Genomic DNA, 17,287 nt, shown 5'->3' on the forward strand with positions numbered 1-17,287 from the left:
AACAATCTATAAATATCGTATACACGTTTACAATACTTGAAAACATGTATACGATATTTGAAAACATTTAATACAAATTTGCATACATATTGTTTTATAAGGATGCGTACGTATTTGTAAACATGTAAACATTATTATATACACGCATACAAATATCGTAAACAATTGTATGCATTTTTATAAACTTATAAACAAAATTGTATACATTGATTTTGGGATACTAATTTAGAGTAGAACTTTTCTGATTCCCCCTCTAACGGAAACAAATGAACATTGTAATTAATTGTAATTGCTAAGCAAAATGCTACATACAACTAAAAATAGAGACCTGCTACATTTTCTCAAGAAAAGTAACAGGTCTCTTGCCATTGTTTATAATCACAAAAACAAACATAATCAACTCAATTATTTAAAAAGATTTAACTTCTCAATCCTGCTAACTGCCTCTTCTAAACGATTCTCATCAAGCAGTAACCCGACCCGGATATAGCCTTCGCCATGCTTACCAAAGCCATTACCAGCAGCAACCGCTACATCAGCCTTTTCTAATAATAGGTCAGCAAACTCCTCGCTTGTAAAACCTTCTGGAATAGGCAGCCAAACAAAGAAGGAGCCGGCTGAAGGTTTAACATCCCAGCCAATTTCCTGACATGCAGTAACGAATGCATCTCTTCGCTTTTCATAACGCTCTACCAACTCTTCAACACATTTCTGATCCCCAGTCAATGCAGCAACAGCGGCCTTCTGAACAGCAGGGAACAGGCTGCAATACAAATGATCCTGAATCAAATTAATGGCCTCGATAATTTCGGCATTTCCAACGGCAAACCCGACACGCCAGCCTGCCATATTATAGGTCTTCGACAACGTATACATTTCGATTCCGACATCCTTTGCACCTTCAGCTTCCAGAAAACTGACTGGTTTTTTTCCGTCAAAGCCAATCGCGCCATATGCAAAATCATGTAAAACAACAATATCGTTTTCTTTAGCAAACTGAACAGTGTCTTCAAAAAATGCAATATCTGCCGCAGCCCCGGTCGGATTGTTTGGATAATTTAAGTACATTAGGCGCGCTGCTTCTTTTTGCTCTTTCGTGAGCATAGAATAATCCGGTAAAAACTGATTCTCCGCCAGCAGTGGAAAGGTGTCATACTTTACATTGCCCAGCACAACCCCTGATAAATAATCGGGATATCCTGGATCAGGCAAAAGCATCAGCTCACCCTCATTTAACAGACACATTGGCAATTCGACAAGACCTGTCTTAGTACCAAACAAAATAGCCACTTCGGTCTCAGGATCAAGGTCAACACTGTATTGTTTTTTATAAAATTCACAGGCAGCTTCTTTTAATTCAGGCAGCCCGCGAAACAAAGAATATTTATGTGTTTGAGGATCCTCGGCAGCTGTTTGCAAGGCCTTCACAATATGAGAAGGTGTCGGCTGGTCTGGATTCCCCTGTCCCAAATTGATAATATCCCTGCCCTCAGCCACTGCCTTATTCACTTTATTTACAAGCGTTGAAAAGAACTGCACCGGTAACTTCTTTAATCGATCAGAATAAATCATTTGTAAGCCCCTCTTTTATATGAAATAGCACTAAGCTTATTTTAAATTATTTATAAAAATAAAATTGATTGCGATTTTATCTAAGATTCTATAATCTTTAAAGTAACTTGTCTAGCGGTGGTGAGAATGATGAAGATAGCTGTAGTACAAATAAATATTGAATTTGGACAGCCAGATACAAACTTTACAAAGGTTGAGGAATCTATAAAAGAAGCTGAAGTAAATGGTGTGGATGTTGTCGTATTTCCGGAAATGTGGAATACCGGCTATGACTTAAAACAGCTTGAAACACTAGCCGATAAAAATGGTGAACGCTCAAAAGCTTTATTCGCAAGACTGGCAAAGGAATATCAAGTGAATATCGTAGGCGGCTCTGTTGCAACAAAGAAGCAGAACAAATTCTATAATACGATGTATATAGCCAACCGTACTGGAGAGATCATTTCCGAATACGATAAGGCCCATCTTTTTAAACTGATGGATGAACACTTATATATGGATGCCGGACAAAAGCTTAATACATTTGAATTAGACGGCACTGTGTGCGGTGGTGTTATCTGCTATGACCTGCGCTTTCCTGAATGGATTCGTGCCCATGTCTTGAAAGGAGCAAAGATTATGTTCATTCCTGCCGAATGGCCAAGCACCCGAATTGATCATTGGCAATTGCTGTTACAGGCACGTGCGATTGAAAACCAGTGTTTTATTGTTGCTGTTAATCGCGTTGGATCGGATCCGGGAAATGACTTTAACGGTCATTCAATGGTTATTGCCCCCTGGGGTGAGCTTCTTATCAGCGGCCAATCACAAGAAGGAATTTATTATACTGAAATAAATTTACAGGAAGTTGATAAAGTCCGTAGTACCATCCCTATTTTCCAGGATAGAAGAACAGATTTATATAACTAAACTGCTTTTCTTTTAAATAGAATTACTTTTCTTAAAAAAGTAAATTTTATATATTGACAGATGATTGAAGAATTAGTACTATACAAACATAACTTAATAAATTAACTTATCCAGAGTGACCGAGGGAAAAGGCCCTATGACGTCCGGCAACCCCCAGTTTGGGAAGGTGCCAATTCCTCCAGAATGACTTTCATTCTGAAAGATAAGTCGAAATAATAGACCGTGTTTCGATGCTTCTTTCAATTGAAAGAAGCATTTTTTACATAAAAGCAGCCATTCGAAACGAAAGGAATAGCTTTTTTTCTTTAAAACCATCTAAATGAATCGGCTTAATATGCTTTTGACATGAAAGTAGGTATCCCTATGATTGAAATTCAACATCTTTCAAAAATATATCAAACAAAAAGTGGTCCTGTTAAAGGCGTAGATGATGTTTCCCTTACAATACATGAAGGAGAAATTTACGGCATTGTCGGTTATTCAGGAGCTGGAAAAAGCTCGCTGCTCCGCTGCATCAATTTATTAGAGCGCCCGACATCAGGCATTATTACCGTAAATGGAACAGACCTTACCCGGTTAAACAGTGAGAGCTTACGCCGGGCACGTTTAAAAATCGGCATGATCTTTCAGCATTTCCACTTGATCAGTCAAAAAACCGTCTATGAAAATATCGCTTTTTCCCTAAAGGCTGCCAAAACACCGGCTAATGAAATAAACAAACGCGTTGAAGAATTGCTTGAAATGGTTGACCTTGCCGATAAAAGAAATGTTTTTCCTTCGCAGCTTAGCGGCGGTCAAAAGCAGCGGGTCGGTATTGCCCGGGCACTGGCAAATAACCCTTCCGTCTTATTATGTGATGAAGCGACATCAGCCCTAGATCCGACCACAACAAGATCCATCCTCGAGCTGTTGAAAAAGATTAATAGAGAACTTAACATCACGATTGTCTTAATCACCCACGAGATGAATGTAGTAAAGGAAATCTGTCATCGTGTGGCAATTATGCAAAAAGGAAAAGTCATCGAGGAAGGCCCTGTCTATGATATTTTCTCCAACCCGCAGACAGAGCTAGCAAAAGAGTTTATTAAAAGTGTGGTCTCATTTGAAATTCCAGAGGCTATTTTACAAAAGTGTAAAGGCAAGATTGTCAAAGTTACCTTTAAAGGCGATGTGGCCGGAGAAAGCGTGATTTCCGATACCTTGCAGAAATTTAACGTAAATGGAAACTTCCTCCACGGATCTATTGAATATATCGGTGAAGCGCCGCTTGGAATCTTTATTATGGAGCTGAACGGGTCAACGGAAGAAATGGATCAAGCGATCCGGTTTATTGAAAGCCGCACGGCACAGCTGGAGGTGATTCAGAGTGGCATTTGATTTTAACCATTTTATCGAGCTTATGCCCGATATCAACCAAGCCTTTTTCCAGACAATTTATATGATTGGCATTTCATTAATAATCGCCATTGTTATTGGTCTTCCAATTGGAGTTCTTTTATATGTAACAGATAAAGAACTGTTCTGGGAAAACCGCACCGTGCAGAATATTTTAGGATTTATTGTCAATATGGTCCGCTCCATCCCTTTTATTATTTTACTGGTTGCCTTAATTCCAATGACAAAGGCATTGGTCGGAACAACAATTGGACCTACTGCAGCAAGTGTTTCCCTATCTGTTGCGGCGATTCCATTTTTTGCCCGGATTGTTGAGACAGCTTTAAGGGAAATTGATAAAGGAGTCATTGAGGCAGCCATTGCAGCCGGCGCTACTCCATGGATGATCATCAAGGATGTTCTCCTGCTTGAGGCTAAGTCGGGCATAATTTCCGGTATTACACTAACCCTAATTAGTTTAATCGGCTTTTCAGCCATGGCTGGCACAGTCGGCGGCGGGGGTATTGGGGATTTAGCAATTCGCTTTGGTTATTACCGCTATGATAATACGATCATGATTGCAACTGTTGTCATCTTAATCGTACTAGTACAAGTTATTCAATTGCTTGGAGACTTTATCTCCAAAGCTGTCGATAAAAGATAAAACAGAAAGAAGGAGAAACTGATGAAAAAGTGGTTTATCGGCTTTATTTTATTAATAGCAGCAGCCTTCCTCGCAGCATGTGGCGGCGGTGAAGAAAAGAGTGAAACAAAGGATACAGCAGCTACAGAGTCAAAGGAAATTAAATTTGGTGCGACTGCAGGCCCTTACAGTGACATGGTATCGACCATCATCAAACCGGCCTTAGAAGAAAAAGGCTACAAAGTAGAATTAGTTGAGTTCAGTGATTATATCCAGCCAAATAACGCACTGGATACTGGCGATATCGATGCTAACCTGTTCCAGCATACAATCTATCTTGAAAACTTTGCGAAAGAAAACAAAATGGATTTAACTGCTTTAATTTCTGTTCCAACTGCACCAATGGGCCTTTATTCTAATAACTTTAAATCATTAGATGAAGTAAAGGACGGCGCAACTGTTGCGATTCCAAACGACCCAACTAATGCAGCACGCGCTTTTAACACGCTTCAAGACGCAGGATTAATTACAGTGAGTAAAGATGCAGACCCGCTGACTGTTTCTGAAAAAGACATTGCAGAAAACAAGAAAAACCTTAAATTCCAGCCAATCGAAGCAGGCCAGCTGCCACGTGCCGTTGAAAGTGCAGATTTATCAGCAGTTCCTGGTAACTTCGCATTAGCAGCCGGCATGAATCTTCTTGATGCCCTTCAGCTAGAGAATATGGATGATAAATACCGTAATATTATCGCTGTAAAAACAGAAAACAAAGACTCTCAACTAGCGAAAGATATTAAAGCAGTTGTTGAATCAGAGGCATTCGAAAAAGCAATCGATGAGAATTTCAAAGGCTTCGGCAAACCAACCTGGATGACAGAATAAATAGATAAATAAATTATCGGGTGTCAGGCACCACAAAAAGACAAAGTATTCGATACTGTCCATTTGTGGTGCCTGACACCTTTTATTAGGAGGAATTACAATGGAAACCATATCTGTACATGGAGCACCAAGTGAGTATGTATTGCAGGAAGGGATATTGCATCAATTAGAAGCGAAATTGCAGGAACGCGGCTTACATAAGGTTTTTATCGTTCATGGACAAAAATCATGGGAGGCAGCCAAGCCGTATTGGCCGTCGCTAACCAGCGTAGAATATGTTGAATACAGCTATCACGGTGAAAACTCTTTAACAGAAATTGAAGCAGTTGCTAAGCTTATCACTGAAGGTTCCTTTGATGGCATTGTCGGTGTTGGCGGCGGTAAGGTGCTCGACCTGGCAAAATCAGCTGGACATGTGGCACATAAGCCTGCTGTTCTAATTCCTACCCTTTCCTCCAATTGCTCGCCATGGACCCCTGTAAGTGTAATTTATGATGATGCAGGCACCTTTATTCGGTTCGATATCTACCCCGAGAGCGCGTCACTTGTACTAGTGGAACCGCGTATTTTATTACATGGGCCCCTTGATATGTTCATTGCCGGGATTGCTGATACCCTCGCGAAATGGTATGAAGCGGATGTGCAGCTGGCCGCAATTGCGAATAAATCCATTCCACTGGAAATTTGCTATTACACTGCCAAGCAATGTAAAGACGTGTTACTCTCCTATTCGGAAGGGGCTGTGAACGCAGCAAAAACAGGGGTTCTGAATGATGATTTTATTAAGGTTGCGGAAACGGTCATCATGCTAGGTGGGATGGTCGGTGGCTTTGGCGATCATTACGGAAGGGTAGCCGGTGCTCATGCCGTCCATAACGGGCTGACGGTTTTAGAAGAAACCCACCATGCCCTTCATGGCGAAAAAGTCGCTTACGGAATTTTAGTTCAGCTTGTTTTAGAGAATAAATGGACGGAAATTGACGCGATTCTTCCGTTTTATCAGAAGTTAGATATTCCATTATCCTTAGAAGGCCTGGGCGTTAAGCAGGTTACGAAGGAAAAGATTCTTCAGGTTGCGGAAAAAACAGTTGTTCCAGAAGAGTCTATCCATGTACTTCCAGGTGAAATGAATGTGGAAACAGTCAGCCGCGCGATGATTGAATTGGAAAATTATATTCAAGCAAAAGTTCGATAATAAAAAAGCTTACCATCAGATACTTTATCCAATGGTAAGCTTTTCTTTTAATTAATATTACGCACTTTTAGCTAATGATTCCTGGCGTTTTCCAAATAACTGATCTACGGCTAATAGCTTACTGCCGTTTAAAGCAATAAATACTGCCATTGCAAGTAGGGCTAAATCTAATTCGTAACCTGCTCCTTGACCATTACCTAAAAATCCCATTGCTAATTTCACCTTTAACGTAGCTCCAATCATTAAAAGTGCCAATAAGGCAGAGACTACTCTGCTTCCCAAGCCGATAATTAATGCAAGTCCGCCAACAAGTTCTATAATTGCTACAACATATGCCAATGCTCCTGGTAAACCGATGCTTGCGAACCAGCCAACTGTATTTTCAATGCCGCCTTGGAATTTCACTAAACCATGGACAAAGAATGTAATTCCCAATACAACTCGTAAAATTAATGCTCCTACTTCAACATTTTTCATTTAATTTCTCCTCCTGTTTTCCCTTTGTTTTATTTTTATTTTTTATCTAAACCATCATCCAAATTGCCAAACACTATGACTAAGGTTTCCATACCGATAGCTTCGGTGAAGAAGTTTTGCCTGCTTCACATCATCAGCTGCGCCCATTGCGTAAAAAATAGGAATAAAATGCTCTTTTCCATACGGTGGTACAGCAACCGCAGCATTTGGTGCTAACGTTTCATAGTTGAACAAGGCCTCTGTATCCCAGCTGTTCATATGCTGTTCAATCCACTGGTCAAAATCGACTGCCCATTGCTCAATCCCCCTGCCGTCCATTTCCCATTTTACAGCTCGTAAATTATGGACAGTTCCTCCGCTGCCAATGATTAGAACGTCCTGTTCACGTAATGCTGACAGTGCCTTCCCGATTTGATAATGTTCTTCAGGCTTTACATGCTGATTGACAGACATAGAAATCACAGGGATATCCGCATTAGGATAAAGCATTCTCAGCACAACCCATGCACCATGATCCAATCCGCGCTTTGTCTCCACCTCAACTGGGATTCCATTATTAGAAAAAGCTGCTTTTATTTCCTCGGTAATGTTTGAATTACCTGGTGCCGGATACTTGATTCTGTACAACGGCTCAGGAAAACCGCCAAAGTCATAGATTGTATCAAACTCCTCCACATCACTTACCCTTTGAACAGGACTCTCATAATGGGCTGAAAAAAGGATAACAGCTTTAGGCTTTGGCAATGTCTTTCCCAGCTGATTTAAAAACTGTGTGTACTCATTATTTTCAATCGCAAGCAGTGGTGCTCCATGAGCGATAAAAAGTGAAGGCATCATGATTCTTTTTCCTCCTTTTTGCTTTCAATTTGATCTTGTATCCATCGGATAAAATCCTGTTGATTCTGTATTGAAACGGTATGTTGTTCCTGATAGGAACGGAAGGTTACATCTGCTCCAAGCTGTTTAAAATATTCCTGTGCTTCGACTCCCCATTGATACGGCAAAATTTGGTCCATTTCACCATGTGAGATAAATGCAGCAACCTCATCAACCGGTTTTACCTCGTAATCCTCGGAAACAATCTTTGGAATATAACCGCTTAATGCCACAATCCCCTTTATTTTGCTGCCTAAAGTCAAGGCTAGTGACATCGATAGAATGGCACCTTGGCTAAATCCAAGTAAATACAATTGATTAATATCGATGGGATACTTATTTGAAGCATATTCCAGAAAGTCTGTAAGCTGACTTAACGACTGCTTAAATACCTCACGGTGCGGCTTCCCGTATCCTTCAATTGTGAAAAAGGCAAAACCAGGAGGATGAGAAAGCGGCCCGCGAATACTGAAAATAAAATACTTCTCCTCTAACCCGGCTGTTAGCGGAAACATATTCTGTTCATTGCTGCCTATGCCATGAAGTAAAAACAAAGCTGGATAAGTTTTATTGTGATCAACTGTTTTTGGCTTGAGAAGATCATAGACCAGTGGTGCATCCATTCTCCATCATCCCTTCGTTGTTGTTTTCAAATATGAATATTTGTTGTTTATAAGATAACAATACTCGGTATAGATTGTCAACAATAATTTTGTTAATATAGAATTAAGTTTTCTATTAAGAAACATTAGAGGTGATTATATGGATATTGGCTCCAAGATTCGTGCAGTAAGAAATAGAAAAAAGATCACCATTGCCCAGATGTGTGAAGGCACCGGGCTTTCGAAGGGATTTATCAGCAATGTAGAAAACAATCATACCTCCCCTTCCATTAATACCCTACAAACGATCGCTAATTTTCTCGAAATTCCATTGCCTTATTTATTGCTAGAAAAGCAGCAACATATGCATGTAGTGAAAAAAAGTGAAAGAACGTATTCCGTGTATCATGATTTGAAGATCGAGCATATTGGATATAAGGACGGACTCCGTATGATGATCATAGAATTTCCGGCAGGTGCTTCCATGGGTACACCAAATGCTCACGAGGGAAAGGAAATTCATTTAGTATTAGAAGGAAAAGTTGAGGCCCAGCAGGGAGAGGATGTTTTCATATTAGAGGAAGGCGATTCATTTAGCTGGAATGCCTGTGTCCCGCATTTTGTTAAAAACGTCGGCGATGGAAAAGCCGTATTATTAGTTACGGTCTATTCTGAAACAGACTCAAAAGATACTTTTTAACCGTTATGAAAAAAGCTTACCAGTTGAATGGTAAGCTTTTTTCAATACTATTTAGCTTTTAACATCCTTCATCAGCCATAGCTTGAAGTCCTCTTGATTTTTCAAAGAAACGGTATGCCCTTCTTGATAGGAGTAAAAGGAAACGGATGCGTTCATTTCATTAAAATATTCCTGCGCGGCAACACCCCATTGGTAAGGAAGAACAGGATCCTTTTCGCCGTGGGAGATAAATACGGACAGCCCATCAACCGGCTTAATTTCGTACTCTTCCAAGGCAAATTGCGGAATATAGCCGCTTAGTGCAACTATTCCCTTTATTTTGTGGCCCAATGTTAAAGCAAGCGTCATCGACATAACAGCACCTTGGCTAAATCCAAGCAGGTACATATGGTTGACATCGATTGGATACTCTTCTGAAGCGTAGTCAATAAAACTCGAAATCAGCTGTATTCCTTCATCAAAACCTTCCCGGTCCGGCTGGCCATATATTTTAAAGGTAAAAAAGGAATAACCGGGTGGCTGAGGAATATGGCCCCTTATGCTAAAAATAAAGAAATCATTTTCTAATCCACTGACAATATCAAACATATTGTGTTCATTACTGCCCTTACCGTGAATTAAAAATAATGCTGGATAATTTTTGTTAGGAATTATTCTTTTGGGCCGTCTTAGCTCATAGAACATAGGTGCATTCATTCACTATCATCCCTTCACAAAACAATATAATATCATCACTTCCAACATATCAAATCCACTATATAAATATCTATTAAAAAGTTAGATTGATTGTTTTTATTGAACTACTCACCGCTTAACAACCTTGCGGTCTGTTTGAAGCGGGAGATTCCTAAGAACACCAACCTATCGGTTAGTTATTGATTAGGCTATCCCCGTCGCACCGACGGTTAGAAGTCTTATAGCTTCATTTTTAAGATTTAAGCTTGCGTTAATATCACGATCGTGTTGGGTATGGCATTTTGGACATTTCCATTCACGCAAACCGAGATTTTTAACGTCTTTGTTTTGAAAGCCACAGCATGAACATAATTGACTGGAAGGAAAGTTTTTTGCAACGGTTACGATTTGTTTTCCGTACCATTTGGCCTTGTACTCAATCATCGTTTTGAACTGTGACAAAGACACTTCACTAATGGCTTTAGCAAGATGATGATTTTTTAGCATATTACCAATAGACAAATCTTCCATACCAATAATGTCGTGGTTATTGACTATTTTGGTAGATAATTTGTGTAAGTAATCATTTCTTGCATCCGTGATTTTCTCATGGATACAGGCGACTTTCTTTTTCGCTTTATACCAATTTGCACCCCCAATCGTTCGTCTACTCATGATTCGTTGCGCTTTAGCTAACTTATCTTCTAATGTGCGAAAGAATTTAGGATTGGAGTATGTCGTTCCATCTGACAGAATGGCAAAATCCTTTAATCCTACATCTATGCCGATTGCTAATTCAGTTTTTGGTAACTCAGATACTTCAGCTTCTGTACCTAAAGAAACAAAGTATTTACCCGATGGATTACGTCGAATGGTGGCATTTAAAATACGCCCTTTGACTTCACGGCTTTTTGCAAAACGAACCAATCCAAGTTTAGGTAACTTGATATAGTTGACTTCAATAGATATATTTCCATTAGTATGCTTTGTCGTATAAGACTGAACAGGATTCTTTTTCGATTTAAATCGTGGATATTTATTTTGTTTTTTGTAGTAACGATCATAGGAGTCAGCTAAATTTTCAACGGATTTTTGCAAAGCAATACTGTCCACTTCTTTTAAAAAGGAATATTGCTTTTTAAGTTATGGAATTGCTTTTACTGTTTCGTATTTATTTAGACATTTGCCCTTCCAGTTATTTGTTGGCAGTTGACCATTTTGTACCATTTCCTCACAGACATACCAGTAGGTATCTTTGTCTTTTTGTTTGCCTAAAAAGAAGTTAAACACAAATCGTGAGCACCCTATTGTTTTGTCAATCAGTTCAATCTGTTTTTTATTTGGAAAGATACGGAACTTATATGCTTTATTTACTAGCATTATATTTCACCTCCTTACATCGAATGTATGTTCCCACTATATCACAAGTGGTAGATTTTGGCTATCGCCAACAGACATTCATCTCCCACCTACTCACTGGGTTACGCCCTTCTTGTTCCTTGAGGTGGGAGCCTTCTATCGGGAGAATGATAAATTATACCGTTTAAATAGTGGAATTTCTGCCCATACTGCTTCTATCAAGTAAGCAAGGGGCTATCTATTATGTTAGCATACAATGATTTTGGCAGCGGTATTCCGCTTGTCCTCATTCACGGCCTCGGCAGTAAAAAAGAGGCTTGGACGCCACAATATGAGCTGGCCTCACAATACCGGTTAATTATTCCTGATTTAAGAGGACACGGTGAAACAAGCTTAAATGACAGCATTACCATTCAAAACTTTGCAAAGGATATTCGGAACCTATTACAATTCCTTGATATCTCGTCAGCTTTTATATGCGGTCTATCGTTAGGGGGGATTGTTGCCCAGGAGCTGTATAAACAGCATCCAGAGCTGGTAAAAGGGTTAATCCTTGCTAATACAACATCCTATATCCCGTCTTTATTCGCTTTCCATAGTATTTCATCGACTTCTATACACTTGAGGACAGGACGGCAGGAAAGGCTAGTCGAGCAAATTGTAAAAGCATCCTTATATGATTACTCCTATATAGGAGAGGCTATGAATGCCTTTCTAGTACGGGATACCTATCTGGAATCGGCAAAAGCCCCTGTTGGGGTCAACTATTTTCCAGTTCTTCCAACGATCAAGAAACCAGTATTACTGATCGGAAGTACGCATGACAGAGTCACGCCCATTGGGAATGTATTTTTGATGAGGCTTTATATCCGGAATGTCCGTACAGCCCTATTAAGGAGAACAGGGCATTTAAGCAATATTGAAAGAAAAGAGTATTTTAACCAATATCTGAGACATTTTATTGACACAAACATCTCATGAGAACACAAAAAAGTGCCCCAAAACACGGGACACTTCTTTATACAAATCTATAATTGTACTTAGTTAGAACGCTCTGCTAACCAGTCGCCAATTGTTGGGTAAGTAATCTTGTTTGCTTTACTTCCAAACGTAATAGATGTATGACCAACTGGAAGATTCTTAAATTCTTTATCTTCACTTGAAATAACATCCATTAACGCTTCAACCATATGCGGCTGGGCGATAAGGTCGCCTTGACCAGCTAGGTTAAGGACATTCGCTTTAATATTTTCAAGGTTAACCTTGCGCCCGCGGATAACCATTTCGCCTTTGATAAGCTTATTCTGTTGGTAGAAATCTCTAATCCATTGACGATAAGCTTCGCCAGGGAATGGAATACCATCATTCAACCATTTTTGTAAAAGCTTAAAGCTCTTAATAAAGCTTTCATTTTCAGCACGATCCACAAGGCTTATATATGGACCATAGAAGTTTGTCATCGGTTTAATAAGCTTGTTACCAAAGTCGATCATTTCAGGTGGAATCACACCAAGTGTTTCAACCACTTTATCGATATCAAAATAACGCTCATCAAGCATCGCACCATAAAGACCAGTATCTTCAAAGTCAAATGGACTTGTCATGAAAACGATATTTTTAACTGGTAATTCCGGGTGAAGGGAGGCGAACATAGATGTAATTGTACCACCCATGCAGTAACCTAGCATTGAAACTTCATCAGCACCAGAAGTACGTAATACTTTACGTACCGCACGTGGAATGTAGTCCATTACGTAATCATCTAACTTCATATTGCGATCTTCATATCCAGGTGTACCCCAGTCTAGAAGATAAACATCAAAACCTTGGTTAACCAAATACTCGATTAAGCTTCCACCTTTGGTTAAGTCTAAAATATAAGGCTTATTAATAAGTGCATATACCATTAGTAGTGGAGTTTTGTGTTTTTTCGGTACATCAGATATATAACGATATAACTTCGTCTTATTTTTAGTCCAGATTACTTCTTTCGGTGTTGGGCCTACCTCAGGTTCAGCCTCTTTCGTTAAAACTTGTGTTGCCCTTTTTACACGAGTATACATTTGTTGATACTCTTCAGGCAGCATATCAGCAAACTCTTTCCACTCTTCTCTAATTAGAACGCTAATGGTGATCCACTCCTTACTTGCATTGTTAATTCTTTAAATCTTACTCAATTGAACGAGCGTTCATGCTAATTGCATGAAAATTACATGTAAATACCGCCGTTGATATTTAACTCTTGACCAGTGATATATGCACCATCTTTACATAAGAAAACAACACCGCGAGCGATTTCTGAAGGCTCACCTAAACGTGATTGAGGGATTTTAGCAATTAGCTTATCAAGAACTTTTTCAGGAATTGCTTGAACCATCTCTGTTCCGATGTATCCTGGGCAGATTGCGTTAACTGTTAGTTTTGTTCTAGCTGTTTCAAGAGCTAAAGACTTAGTGAAACCAAGTAATCCAGCTTTTGCTGCAGCATAGTTTGTTTGTCCGAAGCCACCGAATTGACCGATGATAGAAGAAATATTAATTACACGGCCAGCTTCTGCTTCAGTAAGATGCGGTAATGCAACAGATGTTGTATTGAACACGCTGTTCAAGTTAACATCGATTACTTTTCTCCAATCTTCTTCAGTCATTTTCTTGAAAGTAGTGTCACGAGTGATACCAGCGTTGTTAACTAGGATATCTAATTGACCAAATTTCTCTACTGCAGCTTGTACTAATTTTGCAGCATCTTCGCTTTTTGAAACGTCAGCTTGTACTGCGATTGCTTCTACGCCTAGTTCTTTAATTTCTGCTACCATTTTGTCAGCAGCTTCGCTGTTGCTGTTGTAGTTAATAACGATGTTTGCTCCTTCTTTCGCTAATTCTAATGCGATTGAAGATCCAATTCCTCTGCTTCCGCCTGTTACGATCGCTACTTTGTTCTTTAGTTCTACTGTCATTTTTGTACACTCCATCTCTTAGTTTGTTTTATGTTATATCCATTAGTTGGATTAGTTTTTAGCTTGTGATTTTACCGGTGCTTTTGCTGGTGCTTTTTCATTTGTGCTAGCAGCTGGTGCTTTTTCATTTGTGCTAGCAGCTGGTGCTTCTTTTGTTTCCTTTAGCAAATCAAGAATTTGATTTAATTTTGTATCTAAATTCTTCATGTCTTTTTTCAGATTCGCCACTTCTTTTTGCAGTTCTGGTTGACCTGCCTGATCTTGTGCATCTTCTAATAACTCTTCTAAGCTATCAACCTTTGCATCTACATTTACAATCAATGATGAAAGATTTGCAATGTCAGTACGTGTCGGAACATTTACTTGTTCTAAATAACTTTCTGTTGTTTCATTTAAGAACTTTTTGAATAGAAGATTCATCTCTAGGATTTGTCCAATTCCTTGAGATGGAAAGTCTTCTTTAACTTTTTCATCTACGTAATTGCTGGATTGATCATAAAGATCTTTCCACATTTCAAATAGATTATAGTCTCTTGACATCTTTTCGCCTCCATAGTTGTTTTTTTAATTACAATTCATAGCCATATTTATAATACTAATTTTCGTAAAATAAAAAAACCCTAATTATTTAAAATTATCTAAATATTTTAATTGGTTTTTCGACAGGTTTCTACCTTCTCCAACACAATTAATCATAAAGAAATTTTAAGATTTCTTTTAAAAAAACTGGTAAATCGTCTTACTGAAAACGTTTTACTATATACTCCAGCTACATTTTAGAAATTTGTTGGTTTTTGGCGCTTTTCGCCAGATTAATGTGAAAAATTTGTGACAAATAGTGGAGTTTCGACTTAAGCCGCGGATAAAAAAGGTTACCTATCTTTAAATTCCTTGTCTGCCAGGCATAAAAGGTGAAGAAGCTGCGTTCAAATAAGCAGAAAAAACTTTTCCAAATATTATATAAGAAATACAACGGGAATATGCACGCATTTTTAAAATAATCTAAAAATTTTTAAAAAACATTATTGACAATTTAAACATATAGGTGTAAATTACACATAAGGACTTCAACACAGGAGTGATACATTGTGACAACAAATAAGAACGAACCAACTAAAGAAGATAAGATATTCACATCAATGCCAAAAAACTTAATGGTTCCTGCACTTTTGTTAAGTCTCCGAAATATTAATTTACATGGCTATAGACTCATTCAAGAGTTAACTCGCTTTGGTTTTTCCTCTATAGATCATGGAAATGTTTATCGTACATTAAGACAGTTAGAAAAAGATAATATGATAAAGTCTGAATGGGATACATCAACTGGAGGCCCAGCAAAACGCATTTATTCAATTACAGAAGCAGGAGAAGCTTATTTAAAAACCTGCTCAGATGCATTGGAACAATATCAATCTATTATTAACCGCTTTTTTTCCATGTACATGGACATGTTCCTGCCTAGCTCTTTATCTCCGTTTAATGATAAAGACAAGGACAAAAAGGAAACTGACAAGTAACACATTGCATCACAATCCAAACAATGATTCTGCAGTATTACTGCAATCATAATAAATTATATTTTTTCAGGAGGTTTTACAATGGCACAAGCAACAGCAACAGCAACTAAGGCTCAAGAAGCGGCTGCACATATCGGAGATTCTTTATTCAACAGCTTTACAAACGGATTAGATTTGGTTTACACTTCTCGCAAGGAAATTGAAAATCTTTTCCTACAAGCATTAGAAACACAAAAAGAAACTTTCACTAAGCTTTCTGATGATCTTTCTAAAATCGAAGCTGAACAAAAGAAATTCATTGATGAAATCCGCGAGCAAGTGAAATTAAATATCCAACGTGTATTTGGACCAACTGCTGGTAAAGCTTATGAGCAATTCAACGCTCAATTTGATGAAGTAGCTAACCGTGTTCAAGAATTAACTGTAGCTCCTTACAAAGAAGGTTTAAATCTTCTTGTTCAATCTCAAGAGCAATTCCAACAAACAATTGTTAACTCAATTGAGCAACAACAAAAGCTTCGTCAAGATCTTACTGAACAAGTAAAAGCATCTCAAAAAATCTTTAACGATATCGTTGAAGCAAATTCAAAATTAGCCCTTGGCTTATTTAAATAAGGACAGCGGATTTTCGCTGTTCTTTTTTTTCGAAAAAAAGAATATTATAAAGTGGCTAATGAAAATCTCACCTATTGCCAAGTTACATTGTCTTATATTTATTGAGTATGTATCGTCTGCCGTCGACTCTGGAACACATTAGCAAAAGAGGTGGTATGTTTGAAGTTAACTCAAAAGGTTGCTTTAATTACTGGTGGAGCTCAGGGCATAGGAAAAGAAACAGCCAAAAAATTTCTTCAAGAGGGTGCTAAGGTCGTTATCTGCGATTATGATGATAGGGCAGGCCTAGCGACACTTGAAGAATTCGGTAATGAAAACGCAGACTTTTTTAAAGTTGATGTGACGGATAGTGCTCAGATTGCAAAGGTTGTTCAGTCAACAGTCGATAAACACGGAAGAATCGATATACTCGTAAACAATGCAGGAATAACAGTTGATGGATTTTTGACAAAGATGGACGAAGCAGCCTGGGAAAAAGTTATTGCTGTCAATCTTTCCGGTGTCTATAAATGCACGAAGGCAGTTGCTCCTGTTATGCTGCAGCAGGGATCAGGTGTGATCCTGAATGCTTCCTCTGTAGTCGGTCTGTATGGAAATATTGGGCAGACGAACTATGCAGCAACAAAAGCCGGCGTCATCGGGTTAACAAAAAGCTGGGCAAAGGAATTTGGTCCAAAGGGAATCAGGGTAAATGCCGTAGCACCAGGCTTTATTGAAACAGGCATGACAGCTGCTGTACCTCAGAAAGTACTCGATTTCATGAAAGATAAGACACCGCTAAGAAAACTGGGAAAACCAGAGGACATTGCGAATGCTTACCTATACTTAGCCTCTGATGATGCCAATTATGTAAACGGAACCATCCTCAGTGTTGATGGCGGCTTAGTTATCTAATTGTTATAGAAATGAATCATCATCTGATGCATCACTCATTT

Annotated in this window: 18 protein-coding genes, 1 pseudogene and 1 riboswitch; of the genes and pseudogenes, 10 read left to right on the forward strand and 9 right to left on the reverse strand. The window is 38.7% G+C overall.

The annotated features are described in order from the left end of the window. Positions 1 to 405: 405 nt before the first annotated feature. Positions 406 to 1,572 (reverse strand): pyridoxal phosphate-dependent aminotransferase, encoded by a 1,167-nt coding sequence (locus R4Z09_RS30430; RefSeq protein ID WP_338450339.1) that lies wholly within the window; start codon positions 1,570 to 1,572, stop codon positions 406 to 408. Positions 1,573 to 1,701: 129 nt separating this feature from the next. Between R4Z09_RS30430 and R4Z09_RS30435 the strand changes: the two genes are divergently transcribed. The 5 genes from R4Z09_RS30435 to R4Z09_RS30455 all read left to right on the forward strand — a co-directional run bounded on the left by R4Z09_RS30435 (position 1,702) and on the right by R4Z09_RS30455 (position 6,575). Next, positions 1,702 to 2,481 (forward strand): carbon-nitrogen family hydrolase, encoded by a 780-nt coding sequence (locus R4Z09_RS30435; protein ID WP_338453407.1) that lies wholly within the window; start codon positions 1,702 to 1,704, stop codon positions 2,479 to 2,481. Positions 2,482 to 2,584: 103 nt separating this feature from the next. Then, positions 2,585 to 2,690: riboswitch (SAM riboswitch) on the forward strand. A 154-nt stretch (positions 2,691 to 2,844) separates the two neighbouring features. Next, complete coding sequence (locus tag R4Z09_RS30440; RefSeq protein WP_338450340.1) at positions 2,845 to 3,858, forward strand: methionine ABC transporter ATP-binding protein; 1,014 nt, start codon at positions 2,845 to 2,847, stop codon at positions 3,856 to 3,858. Further along, positions 3,848 to 4,519 (forward strand): methionine ABC transporter permease, encoded by a 672-nt coding sequence (locus R4Z09_RS30445; protein WP_338450341.1) that lies wholly within the window; start codon positions 3,848 to 3,850, stop codon positions 4,517 to 4,519. Before R4Z09_RS30440 ends, R4Z09_RS30445 begins: the two co-directional genes overlap by 11 nt. A 21-nt stretch (positions 4,520 to 4,540) precedes the next feature. Continuing rightward, entirely contained in the window at positions 4,541 to 5,380 is an 840-nt protein-coding gene (locus tag R4Z09_RS30450; RefSeq protein ID WP_338450342.1) for a MetQ/NlpA family ABC transporter substrate-binding protein, read from the forward strand. 100 nt (positions 5,381 to 5,480) lie between these two features. Beyond that, a complete protein-coding gene (locus tag R4Z09_RS30455; RefSeq protein ID WP_338450343.1) occupies positions 5,481 to 6,575 on the forward strand; it encodes an iron-containing alcohol dehydrogenase family protein in 1,095 nt (364 codons plus the stop codon). Between the two features lie 57 nt (positions 6,576 to 6,632). On the opposite strand, the gene R4Z09_RS30460 is transcribed toward R4Z09_RS30455, so the two are convergent. The 3 genes from R4Z09_RS30460 to R4Z09_RS30470 are packed head-to-tail and all read right to left on the reverse strand — an operon-like array spanning position 6,633 to position 8,551. Continuing rightward, positions 6,633 to 7,052 (reverse strand): DoxX family protein, encoded by a 420-nt coding sequence (locus R4Z09_RS30460; protein WP_338450344.1) that lies wholly within the window; start codon positions 7,050 to 7,052, stop codon positions 6,633 to 6,635. Between the two features lie 54 nt (positions 7,053 to 7,106). After that, the gene (locus tag R4Z09_RS30465; RefSeq protein WP_338450345.1) at positions 7,107 to 7,889 is read right to left on the reverse strand and encodes a class III extradiol ring-cleavage dioxygenase; all 783 of its coding nucleotides are present in this window, start codon (positions 7,887 to 7,889) and stop codon (positions 7,107 to 7,109) included. Further along, positions 7,886 to 8,551: an esterase gene (locus tag R4Z09_RS30470; protein WP_338450346.1), complete on the reverse strand. Its 666-nt coding sequence runs from the start codon at positions 8,549 to 8,551 to the stop codon at positions 7,886 to 7,888. The genes R4Z09_RS30465 and R4Z09_RS30470 overlap by 4 nt, the downstream gene beginning before the upstream one ends. A 139-nt stretch (positions 8,552 to 8,690) precedes the next feature. On the opposite strand from R4Z09_RS30470, the gene R4Z09_RS30475 reads away from it, so the two are divergent. Then, the gene (locus R4Z09_RS30475) at positions 8,691 to 9,230 is read left to right on the forward strand and encodes a helix-turn-helix domain-containing protein (RefSeq protein ID WP_338450347.1); all 540 of its coding nucleotides are present in this window, start codon (positions 8,691 to 8,693) and stop codon (positions 9,228 to 9,230) included. A 51-nt stretch (positions 9,231 to 9,281) separates the two neighbouring features. Here the strand turns inward: R4Z09_RS30475 and R4Z09_RS30480 are convergent, their stop codons facing one another. Further along, positions 9,282 to 9,926, reverse strand: a complete 645-nt coding sequence (locus R4Z09_RS30480; protein ID WP_338450348.1) for an esterase — start codon at positions 9,924 to 9,926, stop codon at positions 9,282 to 9,284. 183 nt (positions 9,927 to 10,109) lie between these two features. Further along, a pseudogene (tnpB, locus tag R4Z09_RS30485) lies at positions 10,110 to 11,285 on the reverse strand (IS200/IS605 family element RNA-guided endonuclease TnpB). A 222-nt stretch (positions 11,286 to 11,507) separates the two neighbouring features. Here tnpB and R4Z09_RS30490 point away from each other — a divergent pair. After that, positions 11,508 to 12,245: an alpha/beta hydrolase gene (locus R4Z09_RS30490; protein WP_338450349.1), complete on the forward strand. Its 738-nt coding sequence runs from the start codon at positions 11,508 to 11,510 to the stop codon at positions 12,243 to 12,245. A gap of 59 nt (positions 12,246 to 12,304) precedes the next feature. Here the strand turns inward: R4Z09_RS30490 and phaC are convergent, their stop codons facing one another. From phaC to R4Z09_RS30505, 3 genes are all read right to left on the reverse strand, one after another. Continuing rightward, entirely contained in the window at positions 12,305 to 13,351 is a 1,047-nt protein-coding gene (gene phaC, locus R4Z09_RS30495) for a class III poly(R)-hydroxyalkanoic acid synthase subunit PhaC (protein WP_338450350.1), read from the reverse strand. A gap of 122 nt (positions 13,352 to 13,473) precedes the next feature. Further along, on the reverse strand, positions 13,474 to 14,220 hold the full coding sequence (gene phbB, locus R4Z09_RS30500) for an acetoacetyl-CoA reductase (RefSeq protein ID WP_338450351.1): 747 nt from the start codon (positions 14,218 to 14,220) through the stop codon (positions 13,474 to 13,476). Positions 14,221 to 14,271: 51 nt separating this feature from the next. Beyond that, a complete protein-coding gene (locus R4Z09_RS30505; RefSeq protein ID WP_338450352.1) occupies positions 14,272 to 14,760 on the reverse strand; it encodes a polyhydroxyalkanoic acid synthase subunit PhaR in 489 nt (162 codons plus the stop codon). A gap of 548 nt (positions 14,761 to 15,308) precedes the next feature. Here R4Z09_RS30505 and phaQ point away from each other — a divergent pair. From phaQ to fabG, 3 genes are all read left to right on the forward strand, one after another. Then, complete coding sequence (phaQ, locus tag R4Z09_RS30510) at positions 15,309 to 15,737, forward strand: poly-beta-hydroxybutyrate-responsive repressor (RefSeq protein WP_422392236.1); 429 nt, start codon at positions 15,309 to 15,311, stop codon at positions 15,735 to 15,737. An 81-nt stretch (positions 15,738 to 15,818) separates the two neighbouring features. Continuing rightward, positions 15,819 to 16,352, forward strand: coding sequence for a hypothetical protein (locus tag R4Z09_RS30515; protein WP_338450353.1), 534 nt, complete (start codon positions 15,819 to 15,821; stop codon positions 16,350 to 16,352). Positions 16,353 to 16,511: 159 nt separating this feature from the next. Beyond that, a complete protein-coding gene (gene fabG, locus R4Z09_RS30520; protein ID WP_338450354.1) occupies positions 16,512 to 17,246 on the forward strand; it encodes a 3-oxoacyl-ACP reductase FabG in 735 nt (244 codons plus the stop codon). Positions 17,247 to 17,287: the final 41 nt, after the last annotated feature.

The organism is Niallia oryzisoli (genome assembly GCF_036670025.1).
GTDB classification, from domain to species: domain Bacteria; phylum Bacillota; class Bacilli; order Bacillales; family Cytobacillaceae; genus Bacillus_BD; species Bacillus_BD oryzisoli.

Excerpts from the sequence above, each read along its gene's own strand:
- R4Z09_RS30430 (WP_338450339.1), bottom strand. The coding sequence starts at position 1,572 with ATGATTTATTCTGATCGATTAAAGAAGTTACCGGTGCAGTTCTTTTCA.
- R4Z09_RS30435 (WP_338453407.1), top strand. The coding sequence starts at position 1,702 with ATGAAGATAGCTGTAGTACAAATAAATATTGAATTTGGACAGCCAGAT.
- R4Z09_RS30440 (WP_338450340.1), top strand. The coding sequence starts at position 2,845 with ATGATTGAAATTCAACATCTTTCAAAAATATATCAAACAAAAAGTGGT.
- R4Z09_RS30450 (WP_338450342.1), top strand. The coding sequence starts at position 4,541 with ATGAAAAAGTGGTTTATCGGCTTTATTTTATTAATAGCAGCAGCCTTC.
- R4Z09_RS30455 (WP_338450343.1), top strand. The coding sequence starts at position 5,481 with ATGGAAACCATATCTGTACATGGAGCACCAAGTGAGTATGTATTGCAG.
- R4Z09_RS30460 (WP_338450344.1), bottom strand. The coding sequence starts at position 7,052 with ATGAAAAATGTTGAAGTAGGAGCATTAATTTTACGAGTTGTATTGGGA.
- R4Z09_RS30465 (WP_338450345.1), bottom strand. The coding sequence starts at position 7,889 with ATGATGCCTTCACTTTTTATCGCTCATGGAGCACCACTGCTTGCGATT.
- R4Z09_RS30470 (WP_338450346.1), bottom strand. The coding sequence starts at position 8,551 with ATGGATGCACCACTGGTCTATGATCTTCTCAAGCCAAAAACAGTTGAT.
- R4Z09_RS30475 (WP_338450347.1), top strand. The coding sequence starts at position 8,691 with ATGGATATTGGCTCCAAGATTCGTGCAGTAAGAAATAGAAAAAAGATC.
- R4Z09_RS30480 (WP_338450348.1), bottom strand. The coding sequence starts at position 9,926 with ATGAATGCACCTATGTTCTATGAGCTAAGACGGCCCAAAAGAATAATT.
- R4Z09_RS30490 (WP_338450349.1), top strand. The coding sequence starts at position 11,508 with ATGTTAGCATACAATGATTTTGGCAGCGGTATTCCGCTTGTCCTCATT.
- phaC (WP_338450350.1), bottom strand. The coding sequence starts at position 13,351 with ATGCTGCCTGAAGAGTATCAACAAATGTATACTCGTGTAAAAAGGGCA.
- phbB (WP_338450351.1), bottom strand. The coding sequence starts at position 14,220 with ATGACAGTAGAACTAAAGAACAAAGTAGCGATCGTAACAGGCGGAAGC.
- R4Z09_RS30505 (WP_338450352.1), bottom strand. The coding sequence starts at position 14,760 with ATGTCAAGAGACTATAATCTATTTGAAATGTGGAAAGATCTTTATGAT.
- R4Z09_RS30515 (WP_338450353.1), top strand. The coding sequence starts at position 15,819 with ATGGCACAAGCAACAGCAACAGCAACTAAGGCTCAAGAAGCGGCTGCA.